29 protein-coding genes are annotated in these 26,049 nt (G+C 51.4%); 15 read left to right on the forward strand and 14 right to left on the reverse strand.

Annotated features, from left to right (window positions below):
• Nucleotides 1-169: 169 nt before the first annotated feature.
• From B472_RS02630 to B472_RS02650, 6 genes are all read right to left on the reverse strand, one after another.
• The gene (locus B472_RS02630) at nucleotides 170-1,630 is read right to left on the reverse strand and encodes an exonuclease domain-containing protein (RefSeq protein ID WP_238147368.1); all 1,461 of its coding nucleotides are present in this window, start codon (nucleotides 1,628-1,630) and stop codon (nucleotides 170-172) included.
• A gap of 63 nt (nucleotides 1,631-1,693) precedes the next feature.
• The gene (locus B472_RS16885) at nucleotides 1,694-2,017 is read right to left on the reverse strand and encodes a hypothetical protein (protein ID WP_133176049.1); all 324 of its coding nucleotides are present in this window, start codon (nucleotides 2,015-2,017) and stop codon (nucleotides 1,694-1,696) included.
• Between the two features lie 26 nt (nucleotides 2,018-2,043).
• Nucleotides 2,044-2,670 (reverse strand): class II aldolase/adducin family protein, encoded by a 627-nt coding sequence (locus B472_RS02635; RefSeq protein ID WP_026039168.1) that lies wholly within the window; start codon nucleotides 2,668-2,670, stop codon nucleotides 2,044-2,046.
• A gap of 80 nt (nucleotides 2,671-2,750) precedes the next feature.
• Entirely contained in the window at nucleotides 2,751-3,122 is a 372-nt protein-coding gene (locus B472_RS02640) for a hypothetical protein (RefSeq protein WP_133176050.1), read from the reverse strand.
• Between the two features lie 120 nt (nucleotides 3,123-3,242).
• On the reverse strand, nucleotides 3,243-3,635 hold the full coding sequence (locus B472_RS02645) for a DUF4149 domain-containing protein (protein WP_019425194.1): 393 nt from the start codon (nucleotides 3,633-3,635) through the stop codon (nucleotides 3,243-3,245).
• Between the two features lie 10 nt (nucleotides 3,636-3,645).
• Nucleotides 3,646-4,719 carry a MerR family transcriptional regulator gene (locus tag B472_RS02650; RefSeq protein WP_081504891.1) on the reverse strand — a complete coding sequence of 358 codons (1,074 nt, stop codon included), beginning with the start codon at nucleotides 4,717-4,719 and terminating at the stop codon, nucleotides 3,646-3,648.
• A 263-nt stretch (nucleotides 4,720-4,982) separates the two neighbouring features.
• On the opposite strand from B472_RS02650, the gene B472_RS02655 reads away from it, so the two are divergent.
• The 6 genes from B472_RS02655 (at nucleotide 4,983) to B472_RS02680 (ending at nucleotide 9,489) form a co-directional block, all read left to right on the forward strand.
• Nucleotides 4,983-5,285 (forward strand): high-potential iron-sulfur protein, encoded by a 303-nt coding sequence (locus B472_RS02655; RefSeq protein ID WP_019425195.1) that lies wholly within the window; start codon nucleotides 4,983-4,985, stop codon nucleotides 5,283-5,285.
• A gap of 104 nt (nucleotides 5,286-5,389) precedes the next feature.
• Entirely contained in the window at nucleotides 5,390-5,896 is a 507-nt protein-coding gene (locus B472_RS02660; protein WP_255418399.1) for a demethoxyubiquinone hydroxylase family protein, read from the forward strand.
• An 11-nt stretch (nucleotides 5,897-5,907) separates the two neighbouring features.
• Complete coding sequence (gene ubiG / locus B472_RS02665) at nucleotides 5,908-6,648, forward strand: bifunctional 2-polyprenyl-6-hydroxyphenol methylase/3-demethylubiquinol 3-O-methyltransferase UbiG (RefSeq protein WP_050995396.1); 741 nt, start codon at nucleotides 5,908-5,910, stop codon at nucleotides 6,646-6,648.
• A gap of 8 nt (nucleotides 6,649-6,656) precedes the next feature.
• Complete coding sequence (locus B472_RS02670; RefSeq protein WP_116798574.1) at nucleotides 6,657-8,216, forward strand: cryptochrome/photolyase family protein; 1,560 nt, start codon at nucleotides 6,657-6,659, stop codon at nucleotides 8,214-8,216.
• 58 nt (nucleotides 8,217-8,274) lie between these two features.
• Nucleotides 8,275-8,682 (forward strand): thiol-disulfide oxidoreductase DCC family protein, encoded by a 408-nt coding sequence (locus B472_RS02675; protein ID WP_116798562.1) that lies wholly within the window; start codon nucleotides 8,275-8,277, stop codon nucleotides 8,680-8,682.
• Nucleotides 8,683-8,757: 75 nt separating this feature from the next.
• Nucleotides 8,758-9,489 carry an SDR family NAD(P)-dependent oxidoreductase gene (locus B472_RS02680; protein WP_019425199.1) on the forward strand — a complete coding sequence of 244 codons (732 nt, stop codon included), beginning with the start codon at nucleotides 8,758-8,760 and terminating at the stop codon, nucleotides 9,487-9,489.
• A 371-nt stretch (nucleotides 9,490-9,860) separates the two neighbouring features.
• On the opposite strand, the gene B472_RS16890 is transcribed toward B472_RS02680, so the two are convergent.
• Nucleotides 9,861-10,424 (reverse strand): hypothetical protein, encoded by a 564-nt coding sequence (locus B472_RS16890; RefSeq protein WP_019425200.1) that lies wholly within the window; start codon nucleotides 10,422-10,424, stop codon nucleotides 9,861-9,863.
• A gap of 84 nt (nucleotides 10,425-10,508) precedes the next feature.
• Between B472_RS16890 and B472_RS02690 the strand changes: the two genes are divergently transcribed.
• Genes B472_RS02690 through B472_RS02700 form a run of 4 tightly spaced genes read left to right on the forward strand, consistent with a single transcriptional unit; the run spans nucleotide 10,509 to nucleotide 14,488 of the window.
• Complete coding sequence (locus tag B472_RS02690) at nucleotides 10,509-10,907, forward strand: helix-turn-helix domain-containing protein (protein ID WP_157951955.1); 399 nt, start codon at nucleotides 10,509-10,511, stop codon at nucleotides 10,905-10,907.
• Complete coding sequence (locus tag B472_RS02695) at nucleotides 10,894-13,347, forward strand: VIT and VWA domain-containing protein (protein ID WP_019425202.1); 2,454 nt, start codon at nucleotides 10,894-10,896, stop codon at nucleotides 13,345-13,347. The genes B472_RS02690 and B472_RS02695 overlap by 14 nt, the downstream gene beginning before the upstream one ends.
• A gap of 53 nt (nucleotides 13,348-13,400) precedes the next feature.
• On the forward strand, nucleotides 13,401-13,661 hold the full coding sequence (locus tag B472_RS16895) for a hypothetical protein (RefSeq protein ID WP_133176051.1): 261 nt from the start codon (nucleotides 13,401-13,403) through the stop codon (nucleotides 13,659-13,661).
• Between the two features lie 50 nt (nucleotides 13,662-13,711).
• Entirely contained in the window at nucleotides 13,712-14,488 is a 777-nt protein-coding gene (locus B472_RS02700) for a Fic family protein (protein ID WP_019425204.1), read from the forward strand.
• A 13-nt stretch (nucleotides 14,489-14,501) separates the two neighbouring features.
• Here B472_RS02700 and B472_RS02705 read toward each other — a convergent pair whose 3' ends face one another.
• Entirely contained in the window at nucleotides 14,502-15,527 is a 1,026-nt protein-coding gene (locus B472_RS02705; RefSeq protein WP_026039172.1) for a tyrosine-type recombinase/integrase, read from the reverse strand.
• A 101-nt stretch (nucleotides 15,528-15,628) separates the two neighbouring features.
• Here B472_RS02705 and B472_RS02710 point away from each other — a divergent pair, with 101 nt between their 5' ends.
• Both B472_RS02710 and B472_RS02720 read left to right on the forward strand, forming a co-directional pair.
• The gene (locus B472_RS02710; RefSeq protein ID WP_019425206.1) at nucleotides 15,629-15,844 is read left to right on the forward strand and encodes a hypothetical protein; all 216 of its coding nucleotides are present in this window, start codon (nucleotides 15,629-15,631) and stop codon (nucleotides 15,842-15,844) included.
• 448 nt (nucleotides 15,845-16,292) lie between these two features.
• Nucleotides 16,293-16,604 (forward strand): hypothetical protein, encoded by a 312-nt coding sequence (locus tag B472_RS02720; protein ID WP_026039173.1) that lies wholly within the window; start codon nucleotides 16,293-16,295, stop codon nucleotides 16,602-16,604.
• A gap of 47 nt (nucleotides 16,605-16,651) precedes the next feature.
• Here B472_RS02720 and B472_RS02725 read toward each other — a convergent pair whose 3' ends face one another.
• Nucleotides 16,652-17,161, reverse strand: coding sequence for a DUF6641 family protein (locus B472_RS02725; protein WP_019425209.1), 510 nt, complete (start codon nucleotides 17,159-17,161; stop codon nucleotides 16,652-16,654).
• 108 nt (nucleotides 17,162-17,269) lie between these two features.
• Nucleotides 17,270-18,670 carry a hypothetical protein gene (locus tag B472_RS02730; protein ID WP_133176052.1) on the reverse strand — a complete coding sequence of 467 codons (1,401 nt, stop codon included), beginning with the start codon at nucleotides 18,668-18,670 and terminating at the stop codon, nucleotides 17,270-17,272.
• Nucleotides 18,671-19,348: 678 nt separating this feature from the next.
• Here B472_RS02730 and B472_RS02740 point away from each other — a divergent pair.
• The 3 genes from B472_RS02740 to B472_RS02750 are packed head-to-tail and all read left to right on the forward strand — an operon-like array spanning nucleotide 19,349 to nucleotide 20,260.
• Nucleotides 19,349-19,639, forward strand: a complete 291-nt coding sequence (locus B472_RS02740; protein WP_019425212.1) for a nucleotidyltransferase family protein — start codon at nucleotides 19,349-19,351, stop codon at nucleotides 19,637-19,639.
• Between the two features lie 27 nt (nucleotides 19,640-19,666).
• Nucleotides 19,667-19,891 (forward strand): hypothetical protein, encoded by a 225-nt coding sequence (locus tag B472_RS02745; RefSeq protein WP_019425213.1) that lies wholly within the window; start codon nucleotides 19,667-19,669, stop codon nucleotides 19,889-19,891.
• Between the two features lie 21 nt (nucleotides 19,892-19,912).
• Complete coding sequence (locus tag B472_RS02750) at nucleotides 19,913-20,260, forward strand: DUF3024 domain-containing protein (RefSeq protein WP_019425214.1); 348 nt, start codon at nucleotides 19,913-19,915, stop codon at nucleotides 20,258-20,260.
• A gap of 11 nt (nucleotides 20,261-20,271) precedes the next feature.
• Here B472_RS02750 and B472_RS02755 read toward each other — a convergent pair whose 3' ends face one another.
• The 4 genes from B472_RS02755 to B472_RS02770 all read right to left on the reverse strand — a co-directional run bounded on the left by B472_RS02755 (nucleotide 20,272) and on the right by B472_RS02770 (nucleotide 26,049).
• Nucleotides 20,272-21,546 carry a Y-family DNA polymerase gene (locus B472_RS02755; protein WP_019425215.1) on the reverse strand — a complete coding sequence of 425 codons (1,275 nt, stop codon included), beginning with the start codon at nucleotides 21,544-21,546 and terminating at the stop codon, nucleotides 20,272-20,274.
• 4 nt (nucleotides 21,547-21,550) lie between these two features.
• On the reverse strand, nucleotides 21,551-22,015 hold the full coding sequence (locus B472_RS02760; RefSeq protein WP_238147370.1) for a LexA family transcriptional regulator: 465 nt from the start codon (nucleotides 22,013-22,015) through the stop codon (nucleotides 21,551-21,553).
• Nucleotides 22,016-22,469: 454 nt separating this feature from the next.
• The gene (locus B472_RS02765) at nucleotides 22,470-22,874 is read right to left on the reverse strand and encodes a hypothetical protein (RefSeq protein ID WP_019425217.1); all 405 of its coding nucleotides are present in this window, start codon (nucleotides 22,872-22,874) and stop codon (nucleotides 22,470-22,472) included.
• Between the two features lie 67 nt (nucleotides 22,875-22,941).
• Nucleotides 22,942-26,049 (reverse strand): efflux RND transporter permease subunit, encoded by a 3,108-nt coding sequence (locus B472_RS02770; RefSeq protein WP_019425218.1) that lies wholly within the window; start codon nucleotides 26,047-26,049, stop codon nucleotides 22,942-22,944.

Here is a 26,049-nt window from a genome sequence, read left to right on the forward strand (position 1 = left end):
CATATCGGTAACTGGGGTGAAACGCTACTTTGGTCCGGCATGCTTGGCAAAGCAAGGTCCAAACACCGGTTTCGTCTGGCACCACCCTGTAAAGCGTTGATCTCACATCTTTGCAGTTTTCGCAAGCTTTGATACGGGATCGAACAGGTTTGGACATGGTGATCCAAGATCAATCAATCGCGTCAAACGGGACGGTCGCCCGCCGGGAATTGGCGAGCTTCAACACGCTACTTTTATGGGAGCCTGTCATGGCCTTTTTGACGACTTTGTAAATGTCGAGATCAAAGTCAAAGTCTTCAGACCGAGCGATATCTTCCATTTCATCGTGATCGTTGGCGGTACCCAAGTAACACCATTTGTTGATTACCAGCATGCTGTGGCCGTCCTTAATGGCCACAGCTCCCTCAAATGGCCAAATCGGTACTTTGTAAAGCTGAAGCGACGTTTGTAACTTCAAGTTGTGAACCGCCAAAGACACTTTACCGATGCATGCGCCTTGGCATTGTTTGACTTGGTAGCCGAAGCAAGGTTTTCCTTCTTCCACTTTTTCGAGACCCATCAAGGCCTCACAAAGTTGGTACTTTTTGGCGACGGCGGCAAGGTAACCAAGCGCTTCTTTTTTATTCGGAAAAAGCCCATACAAGTTGTCTTGAAATCCTGGCTGCAAATGCTTGTGCGTGATGAGTGTGGGGCGTTGAAGGCCCGAGGGTTCTTCACTCAATTGCCATGCGCACAAGTCCTTGGAGCGACGAAGTTTGATGTTCGCGCTGGGCATACGCTCTTTGATGAGCTTGGCCTCTAATATCAAGGCGCTCAATTCGCCACCGGTTTCTATCCACTCGATGTGATGAACCTGTTGGGACAATTTCATTTCTTTGCGAACGGTCAGTGCACTTTGGAAATGGCTCATAACACGGCTACGCATTGAAATACTTTTACCAATGTACAAAGGGGCGTGGTGTTCACCGTAAAAAATATAGCAACCCGGCGAGTCTGGAATCGCGTCGACAACAGATTGGCTGATGTTGGGCAGCAGGCTGACACTGCCCAGCAACTGATTCACCGCTTCAAGTAAACGCGCTTGGCCAAAAGTATTTTCACAAACACGCCAAAATTGAAGGAGCAAATCGGCATCACCCAAGGCTCTGTGCCTCGCACTGACCGTTAGCCCATGCGCAGCGACGATGGTGTCCAGGTTGTGCCTAGCTTGTTGCGGAAAAAGCAGTCTCGAAAGTTTAACGGTACAAAGCACTTTGGGCCGAAAATCCATCCCCAATCGCTTGAAAGAGGCTTTGATGAATCCATAGTCAAAGCGGGCGTTGTGCGCGACAAAGATCTTGCCCTCAAGCTCTCTTTTGATTTGCAGCGCAAGTTCGTCGAATGGGGGTTGGCCCGCCACCATTTCTGGCGTGATACCTGTCAACCGCTGGATATTTTGAGGAATGAAGGCTTGGGGATCTACCAAACTCTCCCAGGCAGTTTCTTGACCATGAGCGAGTGTCTTGATACCGATCTCGGTGATTCGGTCACGCTCGAAATTGCCGCCAGTCGTCTCAATGTCGACAAAGGCCAGAACAGGGAATTCGGTTTTTGTAGACTTCATTGAAATGTCACGAGGTGAAAGCTGCATTGATATTTTTAAGTCAATAAACCCCTGTTGAGGTGAGCACCTCAGCAGCTTTGCGGAGCGTCATCAAGTTGTTATTTGTTTCTCTTGCGCTATGCAACTTTTAAGTGCATTGGATTTAAGTTGGGTCAACCATTTTGGTTTTGTAGTTGGCTTTTTTGAAATTTGATTCAACTGCTCTTTTGTTGCTCTACTTACGATGTAGTTGGTTTCACATTTGCAGTAATCTTCAAAGTTGCTTGCTTCTACTGCGTTGCCTTTAATTCCTTTGTGCAGGCCCACCTGCTCGTTTACACAAGCTTTTTGCAGGTCTGCTGAAGTTTCGTCTGCATGGGACTGCATGCAAAAAAGCATAAAAGTGAGCACTAATAAATTTTTTGGAGATGTCATGGATTTCCTGAAGGTGACTAGACCGATTACTTGGAATTCTTGCCAGATGCCAAAACAATTTTGCAAATATGTTCCAGCCGTTCAATGTGTTCATAGGCTCGCCAAGGTGTCACATCAATGGCAACAACGCCATGACCTTTGATGCCAACAATGTCGTAGCCAATAAAGCCCTTGTCATCTAGTTGCAAATTAGCGTGGCATTGATCTGCAAGCTGTTGACTGATTGGCTCAACATCCAGAACATTGGGGGCTACTCGTGTGTAGCGATTTAGCTCTGGGAATGATTCACTGATTGTGCTCAGGTCAATGCCTGCGTGCATTGCTGCAATGCAGTAAGTTGGATGCAGATGCACCACAACCCTTACTTCATTGCTATGTTGCCCCATTTTTTTCTGAAGCCCATAGTGCAACGGTATTTCACCGCTAGGTTTTAAGCTTCGGCTTATGTCTGTGTATTCAAGTTCTTCCCATGAACTCTCAAGCAGCTTAATTTTTTTAAACTGGTCGGGCTGCAAAGTTTGCTTGCGAACACCGCTGGGCGTGATGTAGAAATGGTCACGATCATGGTGCCGGATGCTGACATTACCATCCCTGCTGGTAATCCAGTTACGCTTGTAGGCATCCACTAAGGTTTCACAAATGGTTTCTAGCATGTTGTTTAAAAATGAATTTGTTGAGTCTGTGGGCTTATTGGAAACACAGACTATTGAGACAAGCCTGAGAATTTAAAAATTTAATTTTTAAAATCTTTCGCTTTCTCAAGTCTTTGCTCATCTGTCATCTCATCACAGCGGCTGCTTCGATCTGGCATGCGAAGCCATTCTTGTGTCCCTTTTCTCGGACCATAAATTCGATCAGATTGTTTGAACACAGCCCATGTCACGAAGGCCATGGTGATGACAGCTGCATGGCCCGTCATGTTGTAGCCAATGTTCTGGATATCTCCAAAGTAAACGCCAAAGGCCAAACACCAAAAACTGGCCAAAAGTATGGTGGCCAAGTACCTCACAAAAGCTGGTGCGTGCCTAAGAGGATTGAGGTTTGGGTCTAAAAGACTGCGCAGTTTTTGAAAACTGAATTCGAATAAATTGAGGGTTGAAGTCATTTAAATTTCCTGTGAAGTTGTTGGTTCGTGCGTTGATACGCAATGGGCTGATTGACTGATAGAAAATGCTTTGACGTTTGTATCTTTAGACCGTTTTTTGAGGGCATTGCAAGGTAGTTCTCAAACAATGCGTGCAAGGATCCAGCCAGTGACAGTGATATGGCTGAGCGTTATCAGCACAGAAGCACCGTGAAGCCATTTGAAACGCAACCGATCTTCAGAGTCAGTGGCTCGATTAATAGCTGGCATCAGCAACTGCCGCACCGGAATAGTTGTCAAAGCGACGGCCGCCATCACGATTGCCGACACGGCGTCTTGTGACCACCAAAGCAAGGCGGCAATGGCCGCCGTGGCCACAACAAACAAATAGAACCAAGGAAACGCAAGCCGCAGCGTAGCGCCAGCAGATGGAGCTGGGAGTGCTTTGAATAAAAAAGCAGCAAAACCGAACGAGTACAGCGTCATACCGCCGAACAACAGCGCGGTGACCAATATTGCGAATGAATGAGTCATATCGAGCAGCTCAATTTGTGGCGGTACTGGATGATGGTGGCAGAGGCAAGCCTTCTGCGATGGCTACTTGTTCCAATGCTTTTTCAAAAAGCATACGGGCAGAGCCCGCAACATGCTGCAAGTAGGCATGCAGTAGCGCGTCAGCAGCGCTTCTGTTGGCACACTCGCTGCTATATTTCTCAAAGGCTGAGACTTGCAAAAGCAACTCTGCCAAGTGGCTGGGACACTCACATGCAACCGTCGTGGAAAGTCCAGCAAATTTAGTTAGGGCAACATCGTCAAACAAGGGTGGTGAGACGGGTTGTTCATTGAGACCCACTGAAACAGGTGGAGTTGATTGACGAACGTCAGCAGATTTAGTGTGCTGTGCATCGTTTTTCTGCAAGGTCGCTAGCCATTGACGCAATGATTTGTCATCTGAAGGCTCAGATAAGACTTCCACTCCAGCATTCGTTAACTCTTCTCGTGCTGCTGCGCTGGAAAAGCGATACAAAACCGCCGCTGAAGAAGCGCGCCATGCGTCTTGGGCTTCAATTAGTTCTTTGTGAATGCCAGTTTGAAGGCTTCCAGCTTGCAAGATGATCATGTCGGCAGTGTCTTCATCCGACATACCTCCAGCTTTTGCTGATGCATTCAAACTGTCAAATACCCCCACCAATTGCACCTTTAGACCGAAGGGCTGTAGGTAAAACAAGCGTTGTACACGACTCGCCAAGGAATGCCCAACCACCACAATCTTTATTGAACTTTGTAAATGTGATTCAACCCAATTAGGTTGAGGTACCTCAGGGGCACGCATCATTTCCCGCATTTGTTCTGTCTCTAGCGAAGCAAGCAATCCAATGGCATGCCCCTGCGCGGTCAACCGACGCAGCAGGGTAGCTCTCTCCACATCTGCTGGCGAATACAACCGGTGACCTGATGCTGCAGTGCTGGGCCGCACTGCCTGGTAGCGCTGCTCCCAAATGCGCAATGTAGCAACGGGCATACCCGCAATCCTCGCTACAGCTCCAGCTCTAAAAGTGGGCTGAGTTTTGTTTTGCTGAGGCGCTTGTGATTGACCTGCAGAATTTGTAAGCGTCATTTTTATCGTTTGAGTTAGATTTGAGTTTGATTATCGCACCTTTTTTGATCGATTGAGTTGATTTTTTTCTTTTAAACGCTACGATAGCGTTTCACGTTCAACTCAAGTCACCATCCGAGTCGTTTGTCAAGCTGGAACCAAACATTTTGTTCTGGCAAGGCTCCTGACAACTCGCCACCCCACTTGTTGACGTCTTCAAGCGCCAAGATCCCAAGCCCTTGGTGCTCGTTGAATTTTTAGGCTTGCCTTCAATCGGATTCTTCATGAACACCAATCGACGCACTTTTTTCATGACTCTGGCCGCTAGCGGTTCAGTTTTGGCCACCTCTGCCCACGCCCAAGCAAAGGCGGACGAAAAAGACCCACAGTCTGTGGCATTGGGTTACGTGGCTGATGCCACTAAAACCGACACCAAAAAGTTCCCCAAGTACGCGGCTGGTCAAGTTTGTACCAACTGTGCTTTGTACCAAGGTAAAGCGAGTGATGCCTGGGGTGGTTGCCCGCTGTTTGCTGGCAAACAAGTTGCAGGCAAAGGCTGGTGCAATGCATGGGCCAAAAAAGGCTAATGGTGTCAGAGTCGGGCGTAGTGCAGCTACCGGGCGCGGACCAAGCACAAAGCTTTTACGCAAGCCGCTTACACCTCACTCCTGGGGACATACTTCCCGCGTGGGTGTACGCTCATTTGCGAACCGACCACGCTGGCGAAGTTGGTGCCGTCTGTATTTATCAAGGTGTGCTCCGTTTCGCCCGCGACCCGGTGTTGCGCGCCTTCGCAGAACATCACCTGGCCACAGAGCAAAATCACCTGCGTCTTATCTCAGGCTGGTTGCCTGTAGCTCAACACAGTCGCTTGCTGCCGCTTTGGCAAGTGGCGGGGTTTCTCACTGGCGCCCTGCCTGCGTTGTTCGGCCCCAAGGCGGTCTACGCCACGATCGAAGCAGTCGAGACCTTTGTCAATCACCACTACGAGGAGCAGATTCTTGCTCTGGCCCGGCAGATTGAACTTCGTAACCTGCGCCAAACCCTACTCGATTGCCAAGCTGACGAGGTAGCTCACCGCGATGAGGCGGCGGCTGCTTCTCGGGGCTTCAGTCAGTCAGGCTGGATGCTGCGCGCTTGGTGTGCCATGGTGGGCGCAGGCTCAAAAGCTGCGGTGACCTTGATCCGCCACATTTGAGTTATGCACACATGACCGCCATCGCAGCAGAAATCGAACGCTTTAACCGCCTGAGTGCTACTTGGTGGGACTGCCGTGGACCCATGCGGCCCCTGCACGTTGTTAACGCCCTAAGGCTTGACTACGTAGTCGAACAAATCACCTCGCATTTGGGCCTGGACACTGCCAATGCGCTAACAGGGCTACGAATTTTGGATGTGGGATGCGGCGGCGGGTTGATGTCGGAAGCGCTGGCTCGCTACGGAGCCAATGTTGTTGGCGTGGATGCTTCACCGGGTAACGTCGCTGCTGCTCGCCTGCACGCTGAGTCTCAAAACGTCACAGTTGATTATCGGCTCGGCGAACCTGCCGAGGTACTGTCCCCACACGAGCGTTTTGACGTGGTGCTCGCGCTTGAGGTCGTCGAACACGTGAGTGACGTGCCCGCATTTTTGGCTGCTGCCGCTGATCGCCTCACACCAGGCGGCATCCTCTTTGTCTCCACCATTGATCGTACTTTCAAGAGTTTTGCAGTGGCGATCGTTGGCGCTGAATACCTGCTGCGAGTTCTTCCGCGCGGCACCCACCAGTGGTCCATGTTTGTGCGTCCCGAAGAGTTGCGGTCTGCTTTGGCTCCCTCGAAATTACACATGAACAACCTGCGCGGCATGCGCTATTTGCCTGTTGTCCACAAAGCCTCTTGGTGCAAGGACACAAAGGTCAACTACATCGCCACCTTCTCGCGCACTCCCCACGACAATTACGAACATTGAAAGCCGCCATGCACCATGTAAGACATCTGATTTTGGTGCTGGGAGATCAGCTCGACTTGGAAGCAGCAGCCTTCGACGGATTTGATGCCACACACGACGCAGTGTGGATGGCCGAAGCCCACGAAGAGTCCACCCATGTCTGGTCAAGCAAGCAGCGCATCAGCTTGTTTTTGAGCGCCATGCGTCACTTTGCACAAGCACTGCGCAATGCGGGCCGACCGCTTTACTACCACCGGCTCGACGATACCGGCCCTGTCGCCAGTTTGGACAGCCTTGGAGCCAAGCTGCAGGCTGATTTAACCAAACTAAACCCACAGCGCGTGGTAATGACTGCGCCGGGTGATTGGCGGGTGTTCCAGCAAATCGAGGCTGCAGTCGAAGCAGCTGGGCTGAAGCTTGAAGTCTGCGAAGACCGCCACTTCTTTACGACAGTAAGCGAGTTTGCAGCGCATGCCAATGGGCGAAAGTCGCTGCGGCTGGAGTACTTTTACCGCGAGCTGCGGCAACGCTACAACATCCTGATGGACGACGGCAAGCCCGCAGGAGGCCAGTGGAATTTTGATGCCGACAACCGCGAAGCCTTCGGTCCTCAAGGCCCCGGCCCGGTACCGGCCCGCGTGACCTTTGAACCCGATGCCCTCACGCAAGAGGTCATTGCACTGGTAAACACCCGCTTTGCCGACCACCCCGGCACGCTCGATAGCTTTGCTTGGCCAGTTACGCGCAGTCAAGCCTTAAAAGCATTACAGCGCTTTATTGACGAGCGTTTGCCTCTTTTTGGTCGGTACGAAGACGCCTTATGGCCTGGTGAGCCCTGGCTTTATCACTCCCACTTGTCTTCTGCCATGAACCTCAAGCTGCTCAGTGCGCACGAGGTGGTTCAAGCGGTGGAAGCGGCTTACCGGTCTGGCCATGCGCCGCTTCAAAGCGCTGAGGGATTTATCCGCCAGATCCTAGGATGGCGGGAATACGTGCGCGGTATTTACTGGATGCAAATGCCCAGCTACATCGAGCGCAATGCCCTGAATGCCGAGGAAGAGTTACCCAGCTGGTTTTGGACTGGTCAGACAGACATGGCTTGCTTGCGCGATGCCATCACGCAGACCCTTGAACACGGCTATGCACACCACATACAGCGCCTGATGGTCACAGGTCTTTATGCACTGCTCCTTGGGGTGCGGCCTCAGCAGGTGCACGCTTGGTACCTGTCGGTCTATGTGGACGCAGTTGAATGGGTAGAATTGCCCAACACCTTGGGGATGAGCCAGTACGGCGACGGCGGCCTCATGGCAAGCAAGCCCTATGTTGCTACAGGCAAGTACATCCAGCGCATGGGTGGGCCTTGCAAAGGTTGCCGCTACGACCCCGCGCTGCGAGAGGGTGAAAGAGCCTGTCCTTACACCACGCTGTACTGGGATTTTTTGATGCGGCACGAAACACTGCTCGCCAAAAACCCCCGGATGGCTTTGCAGGTCAAGAACGTGGTGCGCATGACTGACAGCCAAAAGCAAGCTGTGACGCTTCGTGCCGATGCAATTCGCCGTGGTGAAGTCGGCGTAGCTCAATGACAGTGCTTGATACTTTCCCGGCCAAGCGCCTGCGCCAAGTACCCATGTAAACCAGACTATGAACAATACGAATCAGATCAACTCAAGCCAGTGCAATGGATCACTGACCGTGCTCTACGACGGCGCGTGCCCGCTATGCAGGCGCGAAATTGCTGTCTACCGTGACCTGCAACCGCTGCAACCAGGCTCGACGGTGAGCTTTGCCGACATCAGCAACGCGGCTGTACCACTGCCAGCCGGTACAACACGAGAACAGTTACTGGCGCGGTTTCATGTGCAAGGCCGCGATGGTCAACTGCTCAGCGGAGCTCAGGCATTTTTGGCCTTGTGGGCCGCCCTGCCCGGTTGGCGCTGGCTGGCCATGATCGGACGCTTGCCGGGAGCTGGCTGGGTGATGGAGCGGATGTACCGGTTATTTTTAAGGTGGCGGCCAACGATTCAGCGCTGGGCATTGCACTGGGACTGACACCCCTCGACAAAGCCTGCAGCTTTCCGTTAAGCAATTACTTATTTTTTTCACTACAGTTTTTCAAGGTAGCCCATGACATCCATCGTTCTCATTACAGGCGCAAGTGGCGGCATTGGCAGGGCCCTCGCAAATCAACTCCATAGCCAAGGCCTTCGAGTTGCAGTCGTTGGGCGTGACATAGACCGTTTGACCGACGTTGATGCGGCACTTCGCATTGCTGCAGACATCACCACGCCGGAGGGCGCAGAACAAGCAATCGCCACCTGCCAAAAGTCGTTGGGCGCTGCGCCATCACTGCTGGCACATTGCGTGGGCAGCACTTTGATTGCGCCTCTGCATCGCACCAGTGTGCAGGCCTACCGCGAGGTCATGCGCATCAATCTCGATAGTGCTGTATTCATGTTCCAAGCTTGGGTTACCGCGCTTCAGGGCGGCCCCGGCGCTGCCGTGATGGCAAGCTCCGTGGTGGCTCGGATTGGTGTGGCCAACCACGAAGCAATTGCCGCAGCTAAAGGAGGAGTTGAGGCTCTGGTACGTAGCGCTGCGGCGACTTACGCCGCCCAAGGGCTACGCATCAATGCAGTGGCACCTGGTCTCACCGAGACACCTATGACGGCCAACATGCTTAAGATGGCAGCAATGCGAGAGGGTGCCGCACGCCAGTACCCTTTGGGCGGTATTCAAACTGCTGAGCAAGTCGCTGATGTCATGGCTTTTTTACTGGGAGACGGTGCCGCCCGGCTGACGGGCCAGGTCATTGCAGTGGACGGTGGTTTCACCACTGTTAGGCCCTTGGTGCGCTAACTGACCGGGTTCAGTTACATGAAGCACGGCTTAGAAAAATCGCAGGATATTCGCCAGCAAATCTGGAAAGAACTTGGACGAGCCAGCGTAGACCGTAAGTCGCGCAAAATCTGAGTGGCGACCATCACTTCGCCTTGTTGAATGCCCAGGTACTCCAGATGGACTGGTTGGAATTGGGCCATGGCGCACATCGTCGAGCGCGCCTAAGCGCCGACACATGGCAATGGCTCATCCCCTGAAAAATTCAAACAAAACCTTGCACCTTCCCGTATTGAAAAACGTAATAGCTTTGCGGATTTTCTGAAATTTGGAGAACCCGGCGTGTATCGAACTTTTCCGACGAGCTGCTAACTCATTTGAACTGGCTGTCGTCAAACAAGCCACTGATCCAGAAGCGGCCCGACATAGTCTCTGCCCAAGTCATGACCACCACCGGGCACCACGGTTGCAGTGATTCCAGTGAGTAGTCCCAAAGCCTGAACGTTGGCAGGAATGCTTTGCCAATCTTCTTCCCCAACATGCATCTCGCATTGGCGCGGAACCTTGAACTGGCCGGCCTCAGCCAAGTCCTTCAGTCTTGTCGGCCTCGGGGGAGAAAAACTGGTGCGCGCCTCAGCATTTGTGAACTCACCCACGATGGGGGACAACAACAGCACTCGACCCGGAAAAGATGGCAGCTGAGTTTGTGCATGCAAGAAAAGATACGCACCAAAGGAGTTGCAGATCACCTGGGCATCTTCATGCCAAAAGTGGTCTTTAAGGTCCTGACCTACCGTGGCGATTTGTTCATCAAACGGCAACAAACGAAAGTCGCCTCGTGTTTCTCGTCCAGCCACATCAAACCCTCGATCCATCAACGCCCTGCCCAATCCTGAGGCCAGTTGACCGCCATAGCCCGGCAGGTAATAGATAGTTTTTGCAGTTGAATTTGCCATGCTTTGATTGTGGCTCAGGTACGTACAAGGTTGGTGATTTTAAATGACAGTTCTATTTGACAGTTTTACTGTATGATAGAAAACATGGACACCACTTTTACCCTGGACCAACTCAGCGCGCTGACCGATTTGCCGCTGAGAACGATCCGTTACTACATCCAGCTTGGACTGGTTGATCGTCATGAGGGCGATCGAAAACATGCCCGCTACACCCAAAAGCACTTGGATCAGGTGCTGCAGGTTCGAGCCATGGCCGATCAGGGCACACCGCTGGAACGCATCAAGCAACTGATCAACGGAATCACAACGCCCCTTCCCTCTTCAAAGGCTGCGGGTGACATCTCAGTCATTAGCAAGGTATTCATCGCCCCCGGCGTTGAACTGCACATAGAACCGCAAATGGCGGGACTCTCGCCTGAAAAACTCCGCCTATTTGTCCGTTCCGTCCTCTCCACCTGGGAAGAAATCAATGCAAGCGAATAACAAACAAATGGGACTGCACGCCAAGGACATGGACGCCAACATTGGGTTGGTCTCAGCCCATGTGACAGGACGCCTCAATGGCTTAGTGGCCCAGATCAAGATTCGCCAGGTCTACAAGAACTGGTCAGATGACAACGTTGAATGCGTTTACACCTTCCCTCTGGGTTGGCAAAGCGTTCTGCTCGGCATGCGGGTAGAACTGAATGGCAAAAGCCTTGCAGGAACAGTCAAACCTAAGAAAGTGGCAGAGGCTCAATACGAAGCAGCGATCGACAGCGGTGACTTGCCCGTCATGTTGGAGCGCTCCGGTAAGGACCTGTACACAGCCAACATCGGCAACATCCAGACGGGGGATGAAGTGGTCATTGAACTTGACTACGCCCAAATCCTGAAAGCCGAAGATGGCGCGATTCGATTCAGCTTGCCCACGACCATAGCGCCAAGGTACGGCGATGCTTCAGCGGAGGGCTTGAAGCCACACCAACAAGCATTCGCAGATCCACAAGCTGAGCAGCGGCTATTTCTGAGCCTTGAGTTGTCTGAAAATCTGAGCAAAGGCACGGTTTACAGCCCAAGCCATAAAATTCAGCTTAACCGTCAAGACAATCAGTGCGCCTTCAAGTTAGAAGGTGCGGCTTGGTTGGATCGGGACTTTGTATTGGTCATCGACCGGCTTGGTGACATGAACTTTGCCGTCGCAGCACAAGATCCTGTTCGCCCTGGAGAGGCCACAGTGCTGACAGGCGCTATGTACCGTCCGGAAAGCTCTGCAAAAAATCACCCAGTCTTAATCAAAGTGCTGGTCGATTGCTCTGGCTCTATGCAGGGCGACAGCATCGAGCAAGCCAGAGACTGCCTCAACTGGCTGTTCGGACAACTGAACAATTCGGACCAAGTTTCGTTCACCAGGTTTGGCAGCAGCGTCGAGCATGACCACCCAGAACTCAAACCCTGCACATTAATCCACCGACAACTGTTAAAAGCAGCGTCGCGTCGGCTAAATGCTGATCTGGGCGGCACAGAGATTGATGACGCGCTGAAAAAGGTCATCGCCATCGAAAGTGGATCCCCAGAAGAATCCAAAAATGCGGTGATTTTGCTGATCACCGACGGCGAGGTTTGGAACATTGAAGAAACCATCGCCAGAGTTCGAGCATCTGGGCAACGCATCTATGCCGTGGGTGTGGGTTCAGCTCCATCAGAAAGCCTGCTCAAAGACATGGCAGATGTGACTGGCGGCGCTTGTGAAATGGTCACTCCCCGTGAAAACATGCAAAAAGCCGTGGAGCGTCTACTTCACCGAATTCGGCAAACACAGGCTATCGAACAAGAAGTGTCTTGCGAGGCACCCATCGTCTGGCAATCCAAGCCAGCGGGACACGCAGCTGCTGGTCAAGCCTTGATGTCTTGGACACAAATACAAACGCATGACAGCTTGCTGGATGGACTGCAGATGGTGCAGACCATTTATCCCAACGGCAGTCCAACGCCCTGCCCTGTCGTTTGGGACAACAGCCAAGACCTCTCACGCATCGCAGTCGCCTTGCGCCTAAACGACATGACTGAAGCAAAAGAGCGAGAGCGTCTCGCTGTCGAATATCAATTGGTCACCAGCGAAACCAATTTAATTCTTGTTCACGAAAGAGCTGAAAACGAAAAAGCAAACGACTTGCCGGAGTTGCACCAGGTGAAGCCTATGCTGGCTGCCGGATGGAGTGGTAACGGAGTTGCTGCGTATAGAAGAAAAGCCCCTTCGCTTCAAGTCTTGCGATCTGGCTGTGACAACGCACCATTCATAGCTGAATCCCATATAAACATGAGCCAGTCTGTTCCGGCCATGTGGCGCTCCAATAGGACCCATGCTACCGCCCGAGTTGATGGGATGGCAAACGCAGGCATGGATGACATTGAGATACCGGCGTTTCTCAGGAAACAAGAGTCGTCCTCCGATTCAAAGCCCGTCAAAACATTCGTCCAAAAATTCAAGGACATCGTCAGTACCCCCAATAAACCGCCGCAAAGTACGCACACGGTCAAAAAACCGCAGGGCACATCAGATGAGCTGAAAGCCATCCTGGCCAATAAGACCAACGCAAACAACCCAATTAATGAATTACTGACAAGCTTCAACCAGATAGCACTTACGCACACGAGATTCAGATCTGCGCTTGCCGCATGCCTCCGAAAAAACCAAGCCAACTACATGGAGTGGTTGATCACAAAGCACATGAAGGCTGCTGGCTCTGGAGCACCCATCTGGGCGATTTTCATCAGCTGGGCAGCGGAAAACCTATCCGTCGAGCTTGATCGACATGCTGAAATGTTGTTGAGAGACTTCCTGATTCCAATTGACAGCGATCTGCAAAGCGCGATTTACGCAGAACTGTCTGAATTGAAAAGAGATGCAAATCATCATTTGCCATCTGCGCAGGTTGACTAAGGGCGGGTGCGAAACTATCATGCAGCATGAATGCATGAAAAAAGGATCACACCATGGCTCACCCTGCAGCGGACAACAAAATGGTTAAATCCATTGGTGCCAGCGGACAGATCTCCTTGGGCAAAGAGTTCGCAGGAAGGCAAGTCCTTGTGGAATCACCCGCCAAAGGTGTCTGGATCATCAGAACAGCCACCATTACGCCTGATCATGAACACTGGGTGCCAGAAAAAAACGCGCAATCGGCCGCAAAAAAAACTCGCACAAATAAAACCAGATCGCCGATTCAAAGAGCCCGATCAAAATCACCAGACTGATGCCTGCACATGTTTGTAAAGAACAAGCATCCACGAGGAGAAAGATAAAAATGTTGGACTTATTCGCCGCCTTGGGCTTTCACTGGGATCGTGAAAAAATCCCTCATGGTGTGCCAACCCATTCGCTGGAGCGCGTGACATTTCATTTTCATCGCATGCTGACAACCTATGTGTGGGATGCATCCGTGCTCGAAGGGAACCCCTTTACTTTTCCTGAAGTCAAAACTTTGCTGGAAGGCGTGACAGTCGGGGGCCGAAAAATTTCAGATCAAGAGCAGGTGTTGAACTTGGCGGAAAGCTCCAAACAGCTTTTGGCTCTTGTTAAAGCAGGAAAATTCGTGCTTAACAAAAGTTTATTCACAGAACTGCATGGGCTTGTTGCCAAAAATGAAGCTCTGGAATGGGGTCACTTTCGCGGCGAAGGTCCAGAAACCAACTACACACCAGATGTCGGCTTGGGCCCCGAGGGTCGTTACACACCGCTACCCACTTTGGCTGGAGCACCAGAGTTAAATCGGGTGTTTTCTGGTGGAATCCAAGCGCTTGAAAAAGATGTCGAAAATGCTTTTGAAAAAGCGGCTGCATTTTTCCTATTCGGAGCCTTGCAGCAATTCTTTTTTGACGGTAACAAACGCACATCCCGCTTCATGATGAATGGCGTTTTGATGTCCGCCGGCATCGATGCAATCAGTATCCCAGCGGCTAAGGCTCAAGACTTTAACGAAAAGATGGTGCGGTTTTATACGACAAAAGACGCAACTGAAATGATGGCGTTCTTGGTTGCCTGCCATCCAGATGCCATCACCATTCAGCAAAACAACACTTGAACGGCTGAATCCTTTAAACGGCAATACGATTCAGCACCTCAAGCTTTTGCTCAAGCGTGTAGCCCACTGTGCCGTAGTTGTTGAACTCAGATCCACCACTAGAGTGACCTGTGATGCTCTCGGCCAAACGCGTGGGAATATCGTTACAGGCTTTCATCCTGTCGATCAGGGCATGGCGGAACATGTGACTTCTGAACTCTAGTTCGGCCAGATACTTGTTCATGATCGCCGAGCAACTGTTACTGCCATGGTAGTGGGCATACTGCGGCACCAGCCATTCACTGCCTTCGCACTTGGCCATCTCCACCAGTCGCTTGGCCGCAAACAGCGACACACCTACCAACGGTACCGCACGAATACTGCTCTTGTTCTTTCGATTGGAGAGTGAATTTTTGCGGATCCAAATGTGCGGAATCGGGTGATTAAAAACACAATCCTCTACACGGGCGTATACAGGTTCAGACAGTCGCAAGCCCGTATTCAACTGGATCAGCCCAATGAACTTGTAGGGCTTGAAACGCGTCATCAACTTTTGTTTGACTGCCAGCAACAAGTCATGGGTAATCACAGGCATTGGCCTGCGCTCATCTTCGCCGGAAATTTTCAGAGCACGGAATGGGCTTAGTCTGTCTATGTCCAGACATTTGAATGCCACATTGAGCATGGCGTTCAAGATCGCCGTTTGCTTGCGGACCGTCACGGGTTTCAAACCCAAACTCAGCAAATGGTCACGAAAGATGCATGCATGCACATAACGCAAATCACACAGGTGCAAATCACCGACCAAGGACGAGAAGCGCCTGAAAACATGCAAGACATCGCCCTTGAATTTTCGTCCATCGCTGGCATCACTTTCATGGAGGTAAATCGCCATGGCATCGGAAATTTTAGGTTCGGCATGCAGTTCTTTGCGGATGAAATAGTTGCCAATCAGCTCAGCAACAAAAGCCTCATCGAAGTCAACACCCCTCACCCGAACCAACCGCCGCAAGACAGCGTCTGGAGTTGATTTAACAATCTCAAAGTGGCCGTCACTCATGCTCAAAAATAGTCAATTTGCACCCAACAAATTTACTGTCAAAGACGCAGATGGACAACCGGATTTAGACGAATTCTTAGGACGATCTGGACAGAAAACCCATGAAATTTTCTACCCAAACTAAGCGCTACAACACCTCTCATGTAGGCCTTGGATCCGTGTCGATACCGGCTCTCAAATTAGCCGCGTTACGCTTGTTTTATGCGCTGCTAGATGCCTGGGTTGATGAATACCCCATAGAGCCAACAGACATTGCCCGTGGGTATGCAGAAACCATTTTTGCTATGCCTGTCATCCCCATGGCCATAGATTTTTAAAACAGCCGAATTCGGGGCCAAAGCCACGCGTTTTCGAGTCTTTTGACGGTTTATCGTGGCAAGTTACCCTGGCCTGGCCCCATCGTTTGTTGCTGCAATCCATAGGCATCAGCCTGGCTGAAGCTACTTGAATGGGTTGGCCTCAGCACTGGTTGTGAACTGGGCAGTGGTGGGGGCCTGCTGGGGGTCACTACCCTTGCCTGCTGGGGTACCGGACTTTTCGGTGGGGGTAGCTTGGGGGCTGGCGGTTTCGGCTTGGGGGCTGGTGGCTTTTTCGGAACAATCTTTTTAGGCTTGATCCTCTTGGGCTTTGGGGTGGCTGCAGCCTGCGCCTTGAGCCTGGCCTGCTCCTTGGCCTGTGCCATCACAGCAGACCAAACGTTGTCTGATATCAATCGCCAAAGAGCAAGTTGATCGTCCGCATTGGCTATTTCATTAAATCGCATAGTTGCTCTCCTTTCTCTATATTTATTTAGCAAAAAAATCGACATCTCGTCCCCTCAATTTCGATCTGCTCATAAATAAAAATATGCGGATCAACGAACTCGTCAAACCCAAGACTCCAGAGCAATTGAAGCTGGACCAACTTCGCGCTACGCGGGAACGCGCAACCACTGCTGTTCAACAGGAACGGGAACGACAAAAGACACAGCGGGCTCAAAAAGCCCTGCAGTTATTGACCAAGCCTAAGGCTCCCACAGCAAAAACAACCAAGCCCATTGGCACCGTAAAACCCATTGCGCCAATCAAATCGATCTAGCCAAAAGAAAGCCGACACCAAGATGAATCAAGGTGTCGGCCATTGCTTTAAGCAGTGATCGCTTGTGAGGCAGCTTTAAGTGGCAGCTTCAACTTGCCCTTTTTGACAGCGCCCTCCTCCTTGCCAAATGCAGCCTTGACCAAACCACTGACTGCTTCAATGCGAGCATCCAGCTCTCCGGCATCCACAGCAGCACGCAAAACTTCAAGCGTGGTGATAACGCCTGCGATGGTGTCAGTCTCGATGGCGTTCTTTCCTTCGACCACATCCAAAGTTCGTGCGCCATAACGGACGGTGATGCATAGCTTGCCGTTATCTCCAGACCACCACCATGGTTTCAACCGCTTGGGAATTTCAACTCGTCGCATTTCGCCTGTGGCGTCATCCCTGACTGTGCGAACCTTGACCGGTACAAATTCACTACCTGACTGAACGGCTTTTGCCATTTGAATCTGCTCATGCAGCTTGGCGCTGAGCTTTTGCCGTCTGGCATGCGCTGGGCTAGTGTCCTGCTGACGCTTGCTGGCGATGAATTTCAATGCATTGAGACCTGACATTTGCTACTCCTTGTGTGTTGCAGGAATAACAAATTTATTGTCAAACCATAGCTCTGAGCAACCGAATCATTGGTAACCCGACAGTCTGGAAGGACACCACTCGCAGCCTCAGCCAATCAAGATGTTGGGAAACACCGATTTGTATCCTTTGGCCAAAGCTTCCTCTTGCTCGATTCTTTTCTTATGCTCGCTTTCCTCGGCAGCAGCGTTCAAGGAATGCGGTTTGTAACGCTCTAACTGCTTAGGGGTCAAATGCCAATAAGGGTTGCCCGTTTGCTCGCGCATCTGCATTTCAATCTCGGTCTTGAAATCAACGCCCAAACGACGCTTGAAGAAGATGGCGTCGTGAACATTGGCAATCGGTGTGTGACCCTTTGTCAATGCTACGCGCCTGACGATGTCCATGACCTGTGTTTCGCCGTGCTGGTAAAGGTAAGCCATAACCTTGGGTTTGCTGGGCCTGCCACTGTCGGTTTGCAGGAAGCTTTCTTGAAGCAAATCTGGGCGGTGCTTTTTAACGAGCTCGTACAGGTAGTCGTCCAAAGCGTTTTGTTCTTTAATAAAAAGCTTCACGGTCTTGTCGGCTAAAAATCGCTTTCTATCGTCTCCATTTTTTAAGATGTCGACCAGGGCTGGATTGGTCCAATTGCCCGAAGCATCCAACCAGCCATTGGCGGTTTGTCGTGCGCCGAAGCTGATGGCGGTAAACGCTTGCTTGAGCAAGACAGGCTGCAGGTCTTTGGGCACTGGACTCGTGTCGCCAAAGGTGAAATACCTGATCGTGGCCATCAAGTCAGCCTTGTCTTCCAGGTACAGCAAAGTGGCTGGGAAATGCTTGCGCAAATCAAGATCAAATCCCGAATCGCAAAGCAAGCTTCTGGCATACCCCATCTTCCAAGCCACCACACTGCTGCGAATGTCGTACTCCCAGCAATTACCCAACATGGCCCTTCTCAAGTCCTTGTTGACGTTTTGAACACTGGTGCCTTCGTAGTACGTGCGCCCAAACTGACTTGGTTTGACCCGCTGCACGTAATAGCCCTTGGTGAGGGTGGCAACGTTAATGATCGTCAGGGCTTGACGAAGAATAGTGTCTTTTTGAGCGCCCTTGATGTGCAAAGATTCCATCTCCACCCAGTACAGGTAGGCCTTGACGGATTCGATGTCAACCGGCACCCAATGGAAAAGCTCAGCGAGTTTTTCGTCTTGCCAAACCTGTCCGTATTCAGGGTACAGGTGATCAAACAATGCCTTGTTGGCTACTGGATCACCACTGAGGTACGCATCAATTTCCTCATCCGTGGTTGCCGTCGCCAATGATCCGGGAGGTACGGACAAAGTGTTCTGCATTGTGATCAAGGGTGACAGTTTGACCTGTGAGTACTGGCCAGTGAATTTACTGCCGGGCACCACCGTTTCCAAAAGCTCCAGGTTGTTGTCGCGTAACCATTTGTGAAGGCGAATCTTTTTTGAACCAATTTGGCCACCCTTATTGGCCAATTGATCCAAAGAGACCGCGTACAAGTTCAGCTTGAGTTGTTCGGGTGTTTGGCCGTGTTGCAAGGCATCGAACAGCATGGACTCAACCACAGCGACATACTTGGCCAATGCTTTTTTAGCCGAAGCAGCAGGCCGAGGAAAGGCTTTGTGCAAAGCCTCTTCGACTGACTCATGAACGGTGATTTTGATCACAGGGTGCCGACTCCTTGATGTGAGAAATCTCGGATTTCCTATGTATTTAGCGCTTTTTCATAGATTTCGGCAATAAGTGAAAAAGTCACAGACATATAGTAATTTCAATCATTCAATTGAAATATCACCTGATCCAAATGGCATCTTGAAGTGGCGCAGCCACCCAATGCCGCAGGCATGCAGCTCCTTGCTTGGATCAAGTCTTATGCCAATCAGTCAGATGGACAGGTGTTTTTTGATAGGAATAAGTACTTGATGCGCACATACAAAGCATCAGTCAGGGTCAAGGTTAACGGAAGAACGCAGGTCATTGCCACGGAAATCCGGGCGCCCAATGCGCAAGACGCTCGTTGGCTGCTCTGGGCCATGTACGGATTTCACAGCGTCCAGGCAGGGCCAACGCCTAAGAGCCAAGAAGGATAAGGCTCCAAGCTGCTCAGATTGGCAAAAACAGGGGTTGATCGTAAAATTGAATACACGATAAAAATACAGCCCATGAAACCATCCGACGCACTAGCTGCTCACCGTAACGAAATTCGCGAGATTGTCCTCTCCCATAGGACTTCGAATGCCCGCGTTTTCGGTTCTGTGGTTCACGGATCGGACACCGAGGAAAGCGATCTCGACATCCTCGTGGACACTACTGAAGACACAACACTCTTTGACCTGGGTGCTATTCGATACAAGCTTCGCAACTTGTTGGGTGTTCAAGTGGATGTGCTGACACCAGCAGCGCTACCTGAAAAATTTCTTCAAACTGTCATCGCAGATGCTCGACCAGTATGAATCCCGATCCTCTATTCGAAATATTTGATGTTTGACCCCAAGGACATTCGTAACTCAAAAGATCCGGATTTGGCTGGCTCCTATGCCGCTATCCATCGCGCGGCAAAATCTGCTGAGGACCTTGCCATCAAGACCAACACAGCCATCATCGTGTCGGTTGACGGCAAGCCTGTACGAATCACTGCAGCCGAATTGATCAAAAAGCGCGAGCTTGAATCAGCTAAGCCCACACCAAACATTCCAACTGTTTGAATCGCGGAAGATAAGCGTTTCATGGCACTCAGCATTGAAGACATCGGGGAAATCGACCAGGTCGTTGGCGATTGGTGCCTCGCTCGCGTTCCCGCTCACCTCAAGCAATCCGTTGATTACGACTACGAAATCGACGGTCAGGCCGTGACGATTTTAGAAGTGAGACCTGCTTGGAGGGGGACTCCCGGCGAAGTAACCCGTCAGCCTATAGCCAGGTTTCGGTTCGTCAAAGTGACCGGTTTCTGGAAAATCTTCTGGATGCGAGCAAGCGGTAAATGGCACGCGTATGAACCCATGTTCGAGGTCAATGATCTGGTCGATGCACTAGATGTCATTGAGTCAGACCACTACGGCTGCTTCTTTGGTTAAATGAAAGTACATCAAACAAGCGGCACATCATCCCAACTGGTCGTGTAGTTCGGAGATTTACGCTCCTGCTTCATCTGCCAACCTGAGTAAGCGCCTTGAGTTGACACCTTGACAGCACCTCGCCCATAGCGTGCATTCAAGTTGTCCAGTGCTTCCATAAGCTTGTGTTTGTCGGCATGCACTGCTTCCAGCAAATCGCCTTGGCTGTGCGTAACGGGACTGATTTCGCTCAACATGATCCCAGCTCTTTTGTACTGGTAGTCAGGCTTGAACATTCGCTCGCACAAAAAGGCGGCCCACCTGTTCACTTCCAATGAGTCGTTGGTGGGGTATGGCAATGGCACCGCCAAGCAAGGTGCGTATTGGGGTAATTCTTTGCGAAATCGGTTGGTCCCTAAAAACACCTGAATTACAGAGGCATGGCTTTTTTGAGCGCGCAATTTCGCGCAGGCATTGGCCACAAACGTTGACAGCGCATCTTTCAAAACAGGCAACTCGGTGACCATGCTGCCAAAGGAGCGGCTTGAGACGATTTGCTTCTTGTCCGCTGGCACCTCTTCCAACTTGATGCAAGGAGTCTCTTGCAACTCCCGCTGGGTTTTCTCCATGACGACACCAAACTCCGCCCGCAACGTTGGTATGTGGGCTTCGCGCAGATCCAAGGCGTTGGTCACTCCGAAGCTGGCCAAGCGCTTAGTTAATTTACGCCCTACACCCCAAACATCCTCCACAGGTAGGTGTTGAAGCAAATTGGTTTTCTGCACATTGGTCAGTGCGTTGTAGTTGAAAACGCCTTTGGACCTGGGATGCTTTTTTGCCACATGGTTGGCCAACTTGGCCAAGGTCTTGGTTGGCCCAATGCCTACGCAAACAGGCATACCTGTCCACATGCCCACACGTTCACGCATGGCGTAGCTGACCTCTCTGATCTTTGGCATACCCGTCAAATCAACAAAGTTTTCATCGATCGAGTAAACCTCGCACTGCGGCGAGAAGTCACTCAATATGGTCATTACTCGGTTGGACATGTCAGCGTAAAGCGCATAGTTGCTGCTCATGGCCAAGATGCCATGCTCCTCGGCTAACTCCTTGCACTCAAACCAAGGTTGACCCATCTTGATGCCCAAGGCCTTAGCTTCGTTCGAGCGAGAAACTACGCAGCCATCGTTATTGGACAAAATGACCATCGGCACACGCGCCAGATCTGGGCGGAAGATCCGCTCGCACGACACGTAAAAGTTATTGCAATGCACAAGCGCCAAGGCCTGCTGGCTCTTCGGCAACATGGCGTCAATACAACTTGTGAAGGTTGCGCGTGACCACACCCCAGATCACCAACTCCTCACCGTCCTTGACCACGATGGGTGGAAACAACGGATTTTCAGCAATCAGCTTGACCACACCCCCACGGCGATGCAAACGCTTGACGGTGTATTCGTCGTTCAGCACGGCCAACACGATGTTGCCGTGCTTGGCTTCGATAGAGCGATCCACCAACAGCTCATCTCCCTCGTAGATGCCGATGCCATTCATCGAGTCACCCTTGACCCTAAAAATAAAGGTCGCCTCTTTGTTGCGGATCAGGAGTTCGTTCAGATCAAGTCGTTTGCGCGTGTGATCGGCCGCAGGTGAAGGAAAACCGGCACGGACTGTCCAAGAACACATCTCTAGCCAGACCTTGGTGTCGGACACGGAGACGGGCTGAGGGTGAGAAATTTCGGTTGTTTGCATACCTGCAATATACTGTGTATTCATACAGCAAATCAAGTACACGACTTACCTGTCAAAAGAGTACTTGTAGGCAAAACAAGTCATCTCCGACTGCTAGTCCGCTTTAGGCTGGTTGGAGTCACTCGCGTTAAGTGGACGTCATAGTTGCGATGATTACTACCGGTCATTCAAGCGGGAGTAGCTCCTACGACCGCTGTAATTGAAATACCGGTCACTCGACATGTCGCGCATGCGATCCGTGATTAAGCGTACATGAATGATCGGTCTGGTGCTGGGTGTACAGACAATCCCGACCAGAAGAGGTTTATCGTTATGCTGGAATCGATATTCTCGAATGCAGCGGCATGCGACGATCGAATGAGTCACTTCTCTAGCCTAATCCGACCGAAATCAGACATTCAATCATTTATTGCGAAAAGTAGATTAAGGCTCTGTTTGGCATGAGCTTCAACAATTCTTAAATGCTTCTTTGGTCAGATCACGGAAGCGTAAACCGCAAGGCACCTGAACGGCCATTGGGCAATTTCACAGTGACGACTGCTTTGCTCCCCTTCGGTAATGCACTGGTAACAGTGGCCGACAAACTGTTGGAGCTAACGGGGGTAAATGTCAGTTCTGTTCTGTTGTTTCCATTTAGTACAACCGCCTTGGCAGAGCCTCCGTCCATGACAACAGGTTCCCCATGAATGGTGATGTGAAGAGTTAGGGTCATCGCCTTGACGACCAACTCACCTTGAAATGAGCCTGCCTCTGCAACCACACCTCCGTACATAGGTTTTCCATGATCGGCGTGCGCAAGAGCAGCGCTAGGGGCAATCATGCAGGCAGTCATCAAAGCCACCAGCGAAAAGCGTCGAATTAAATTCTCTTGGTTATTTTTCATGAAAAGTTCCTCAATGAAGATTGAAAAGGGGGCTGAATAACGACTCAACAAGAGTAACGCATGCGCATCATGGCCCCTCCTCGGCGTTGCGCAATTTTTCCGACGGCTTTCTACCATATCGAGCAAACAAAACTGGCGTGACAAATGCATCTAGCAGGGTTGAGCTAATGAGCCCCGAAAATATGATGACAGCAACCGGATGCAAAATCTCCGTTCCAGGCTGCTCCGCCTCAAACAACAGGGGTGACAATGCCAAAGCAGCTGTCAATGCTGTCATCAATACCGGAACCAATCGCTCAATAGAGCCTCGTATCACCAACTCACGACTAAATGGTTCGCCCTCGGTCCGCATTAGATGAATCCAGTGACTGATTTTCAAAATGCCATTGCGTGTGGCGATTCCAGCCAGAGTCACAAAGCCTACAAGCGCAGCCACTGAAAGGGGTTGGCCAGACAGCTTGAGGCCAACAACGCTACCAACTAAAGCCAACGGCACATTCGACATGACCAGCAAGGCCAGTACCGAGGACTGGTAGCGTGAATACAGCACCAGAAACACGAGTAATGCCGAACCTGTGGCCAGTATCGCAATCAACCGGCTGGCCTCCTCTTGTGCCTGGAACTGGCCACCCAATGAGATTGAGTAGCCCTCGGGCAGTCGACTTTCGGCAACAACGGCACGGATATCAGCAACCACATCGCTAAGTGCACGACCCTGCGCGTTGGCAGAAATGACAATCCGGCGGCGACCATTGTCCCTGGCGATCTGATTTGGACCGTCGCCCTCTTCAATGCTTGCCAGCTGCGAAAGTGGCACACGACCACGAGGCGTATCAATCAGCACTTGCGCTAGACCCTGCGGACTACGGGCAGATTCCGGCAACCGCATCACTAAGTCAAAACGGCGACTGCCCTCCACGACTTGGGTCAAGCGGGCCCCTTCTACAAGGGCCTGCAACTCAACCAACAATTGAGAAGATGACATTCCATAGCGCGCAACAGCCGCGTGATCAATGCGTACTCTGACCTGTGGTGCCAAAACTTGCTTTTCGATCTCCAAGTCAGCTAATCCGGGTATTGAGGCCAGACGCAAGCGCAAAGCGGCAGCCTGTGATCGAAGCGTGTCTAGGTCATCCCCCACAATACGGATTGCGATCTGCGCTCGTACACCTGAAAGCAAGTGATCCAATCGGTGCGAGATGGGTTGTCCAATGCTCACGGCCACTGGCAATGGAACTAGAGCCGCTCGCATATCCGTGTAAATCGCGTCCAATGATCGGTCGCTTCGGCGTAATCTAACGTCTAACTCTGACACATGCACACCTTCGGCATGCTCATCCAGCTCGGCGCGTCCCGACCGCCGCGCGACGTGTTCAACCTCAGGCACGGCTTTGAGCGCAATCTCTGCTGCCGATCCCATACGGGTTGATTGATCTAGCGTCACACCTGGATTGAGCCTAAGACTGACCACTGCCGATCCTTCATTAAAAGGCGGTAAGAAAGTTTGAGGAAAAGTTGGTACCAGTAGCAATGCAATCACCACACCAATAACCGCAGAACTCAAGGTCAGGATTGGCCGATCAAGGGCATATTGGAGCAGTGACACATAACGGGCCTTTAGGGCTCTTACCATTCGAGGCTCTTCATGTGGCAAACGGTCTAGCCGACGGCCAATGAAAAAATAAGCCAGCACCGGTGTGACTGTGACCGCAACCAAGAGACTGGCAAGTATCGCGGCTATATAGGCGATTCCAAGAGGTACAAACAGTCGCCCTTCGATGCCTGGCAGAGCGAAAAGCGGCACAAAAACCAATGCAACCACTACCGTGGACCAGATGACTGCACCTCGCACTTCTTGGCTGGCATCGCGAATGACTTTCAAAACTGGTCGCGGTTGGTGAAGAAGCGAATTGGCTCGTAGTCGCCTCACTATATTTTCGAGGTCAACAATCGCGTCGTCTACGAGCTCTCCAATAGCAATGGCAATTCCACCTAGTGTCATCGTGTTGATTGAAATATCCAAGGCACGGAATACGAGAATGGCCGTGAGAATGGATAATGGAATCGCTGTCAGTGAGATAACCGTCATACGAAAGTTACCCAAAAAGGCAAACACCACAGCCGCAACCACTGCACCGGCGGCCAAAAGCTTTATCTGCAAATTACCAATCGACGCTTCAATGAAATCAGCTTGGCGGAAGGTAACCTGTGGTGTCGAGATGCCGTCCGGTAAAGACTGCGCGGATTCTGCGAGTGCAGCTTCAACAGCCCGTGTCAAAGTTACCGTGTCTGCTGCGGGCTGCTTTTGAACAGATAAAACTACCGCAGGTGCACCATCCAGACCCGCATCACCTCGTCGAATTGCAGGTCCGAAACCAACATCAGCTACTTGCGACAACACAATACTTTGACCGCTGACCGATCCTGTCCCTACAGCAATTGACCGCAAGTCCTCCAGTTTGGCCGTTCGGCCCATGTGCCGGATCAACACTTCGCGCCCATTGATCGCCAAAAATCCACCCGAAGTATTGGCTGCAAAAGCCGATAAAGCACGTTGCAGAGCTTCAAGCGTAATGCCCAACTCTGCCATGCGACGGGTATCCGGCAGAACCTGAAACTGTCTGACTTCTCCACCGATTGGGATTACTTGCGAAACACCGGGAATTGACATCAAACGTGGACGCAGCACCCAATCGGCAAACTCGCGAACTGCCATCGGCGTGGTTTTAGCTACATCAATGGGCAGAGCAATCAACAAGATCTCGCCCATGATCGAACTAACCGGTCCTAATTTAGGCGTAATACCCGCAGGCAAGGCCGTCTCCAGCGAAACCAGCCGCTCGCTGACAAATTGTCGGGCCTTGTAAATGTCAGTATCCCAGCCAAACGTGACGTAAAGAATAGACAGGCCAGCCGCCGACATAGACCGCACGACCTCCACGCCAGGCAGCCCATTCATCGCAGTTTCTAGAGGGTAGCTGATGAGTTGCTCAACTTCTTCCGGGGCCATCCCCCCGGCTTCGACCATCAAGGTCACCGTTAGTTTATTCAGGTCCGGAAAAACGTCCACCGGTGTACGACTGGTCTGCCAACCACCCCAAAGAAGCAGCACGATGGCCATTGCCATGACCAGTACACGGTTACGCAGACTGGCATCGAGGATCCATTTAAACAT

Source organism: Limnohabitans sp. Rim28 (assembly GCF_000293865.2).
Classification (GTDB): Bacteria; Pseudomonadota; Gammaproteobacteria; order Burkholderiales; family Burkholderiaceae_C; genus Limnohabitans_A.

Coding starts and splice junctions, on each gene's coding strand:
- B472_RS02630 (WP_238147368.1), bottom strand. CDS start 1,630: ATGCAGCTTTCACCTCGTGACATTTCAATGAAGTCTACAAAAACCGAA.
- B472_RS16885 (WP_133176049.1), bottom strand. CDS start 2,017: ATGACATCTCCAAAAAATTTATTAGTGCTCACTTTTATGCTTTTTTGC.
- B472_RS02635 (WP_026039168.1), bottom strand. CDS start 2,670: ATGCTAGAAACCATTTGTGAAACCTTAGTGGATGCCTACAAGCGTAAC.
- B472_RS02640 (WP_133176050.1), bottom strand. CDS start 3,122: ATGACTTCAACCCTCAATTTATTCGAATTCAGTTTTCAAAAACTGCGC.
- B472_RS02645 (WP_019425194.1), bottom strand. CDS start 3,635: ATGACTCATTCATTCGCAATATTGGTCACCGCGCTGTTGTTCGGCGGT.
- B472_RS02650 (WP_081504891.1), bottom strand. CDS start 4,719: ATGACGCTTACAAATTCTGCAGGTCAATCACAAGCGCCTCAGCAAAAC.
- B472_RS02655 (WP_019425195.1), top strand. CDS start 4,983: ATGAACACCAATCGACGCACTTTTTTCATGACTCTGGCCGCTAGCGGT.
- ubiG (WP_050995396.1), top strand. CDS start 5,908: ATGACCGCCATCGCAGCAGAAATCGAACGCTTTAACCGCCTGAGTGCT.
- B472_RS02670 (WP_116798574.1), top strand. CDS start 6,657: ATGCACCATGTAAGACATCTGATTTTGGTGCTGGGAGATCAGCTCGAC.
- B472_RS02675 (WP_116798562.1), top strand. CDS start 8,275: ATGAACAATACGAATCAGATCAACTCAAGCCAGTGCAATGGATCACTG.
- B472_RS02680 (WP_019425199.1), top strand. CDS start 8,758: ATGACATCCATCGTTCTCATTACAGGCGCAAGTGGCGGCATTGGCAGG.
- B472_RS16890 (WP_019425200.1), bottom strand. CDS start 10,424: ATGGCAAATTCAACTGCAAAAACTATCTATTACCTGCCGGGCTATGGC.
- B472_RS02690 (WP_157951955.1), top strand. CDS start 10,509: ATGGACACCACTTTTACCCTGGACCAACTCAGCGCGCTGACCGATTTG.
- B472_RS02695 (WP_019425202.1), top strand. CDS start 10,894: ATGCAAGCGAATAACAAACAAATGGGACTGCACGCCAAGGACATGGAC.
- B472_RS16895 (WP_133176051.1), top strand. CDS start 13,401: ATGGCTCACCCTGCAGCGGACAACAAAATGGTTAAATCCATTGGTGCC.
- B472_RS02700 (WP_019425204.1), top strand. CDS start 13,712: ATGTTGGACTTATTCGCCGCCTTGGGCTTTCACTGGGATCGTGAAAAA.
- B472_RS02705 (WP_026039172.1), bottom strand. CDS start 15,527: ATGAGTGACGGCCACTTTGAGATTGTTAAATCAACTCCAGACGCTGTC.
- B472_RS02710 (WP_019425206.1), top strand. CDS start 15,629: ATGAAATTTTCTACCCAAACTAAGCGCTACAACACCTCTCATGTAGGC.
- B472_RS02725 (WP_019425209.1), bottom strand. CDS start 17,161: ATGTCAGGTCTCAATGCATTGAAATTCATCGCCAGCAAGCGTCAGCAG.
- B472_RS02740 (WP_019425212.1), top strand. CDS start 19,349: ATGAAACCATCCGACGCACTAGCTGCTCACCGTAACGAAATTCGCGAG.
- B472_RS02745 (WP_019425213.1), top strand. CDS start 19,667: ATGTTTGACCCCAAGGACATTCGTAACTCAAAAGATCCGGATTTGGCT.
- B472_RS02750 (WP_019425214.1), top strand. CDS start 19,913: ATGGCACTCAGCATTGAAGACATCGGGGAAATCGACCAGGTCGTTGGC.
- B472_RS02755 (WP_019425215.1), bottom strand. CDS start 21,546: ATGTTGCCGAAGAGCCAGCAGGCCTTGGCGCTTGTGCATTGCAATAAC.
- B472_RS02760 (WP_238147370.1), bottom strand. CDS start 22,015: ATGAATACACAGTATATTGCAGGTATGCAAACAACCGAAATTTCTCAC.
- B472_RS02765 (WP_019425217.1), bottom strand. CDS start 22,874: ATGAAAAATAACCAAGAGAATTTAATTCGACGCTTTTCGCTGGTGGCT.
- B472_RS02770 (WP_019425218.1), bottom strand. CDS start 26,049: ATGTTTAAATGGATCCTCGATGCCAGTCTGCGTAACCGTGTACTGGTC.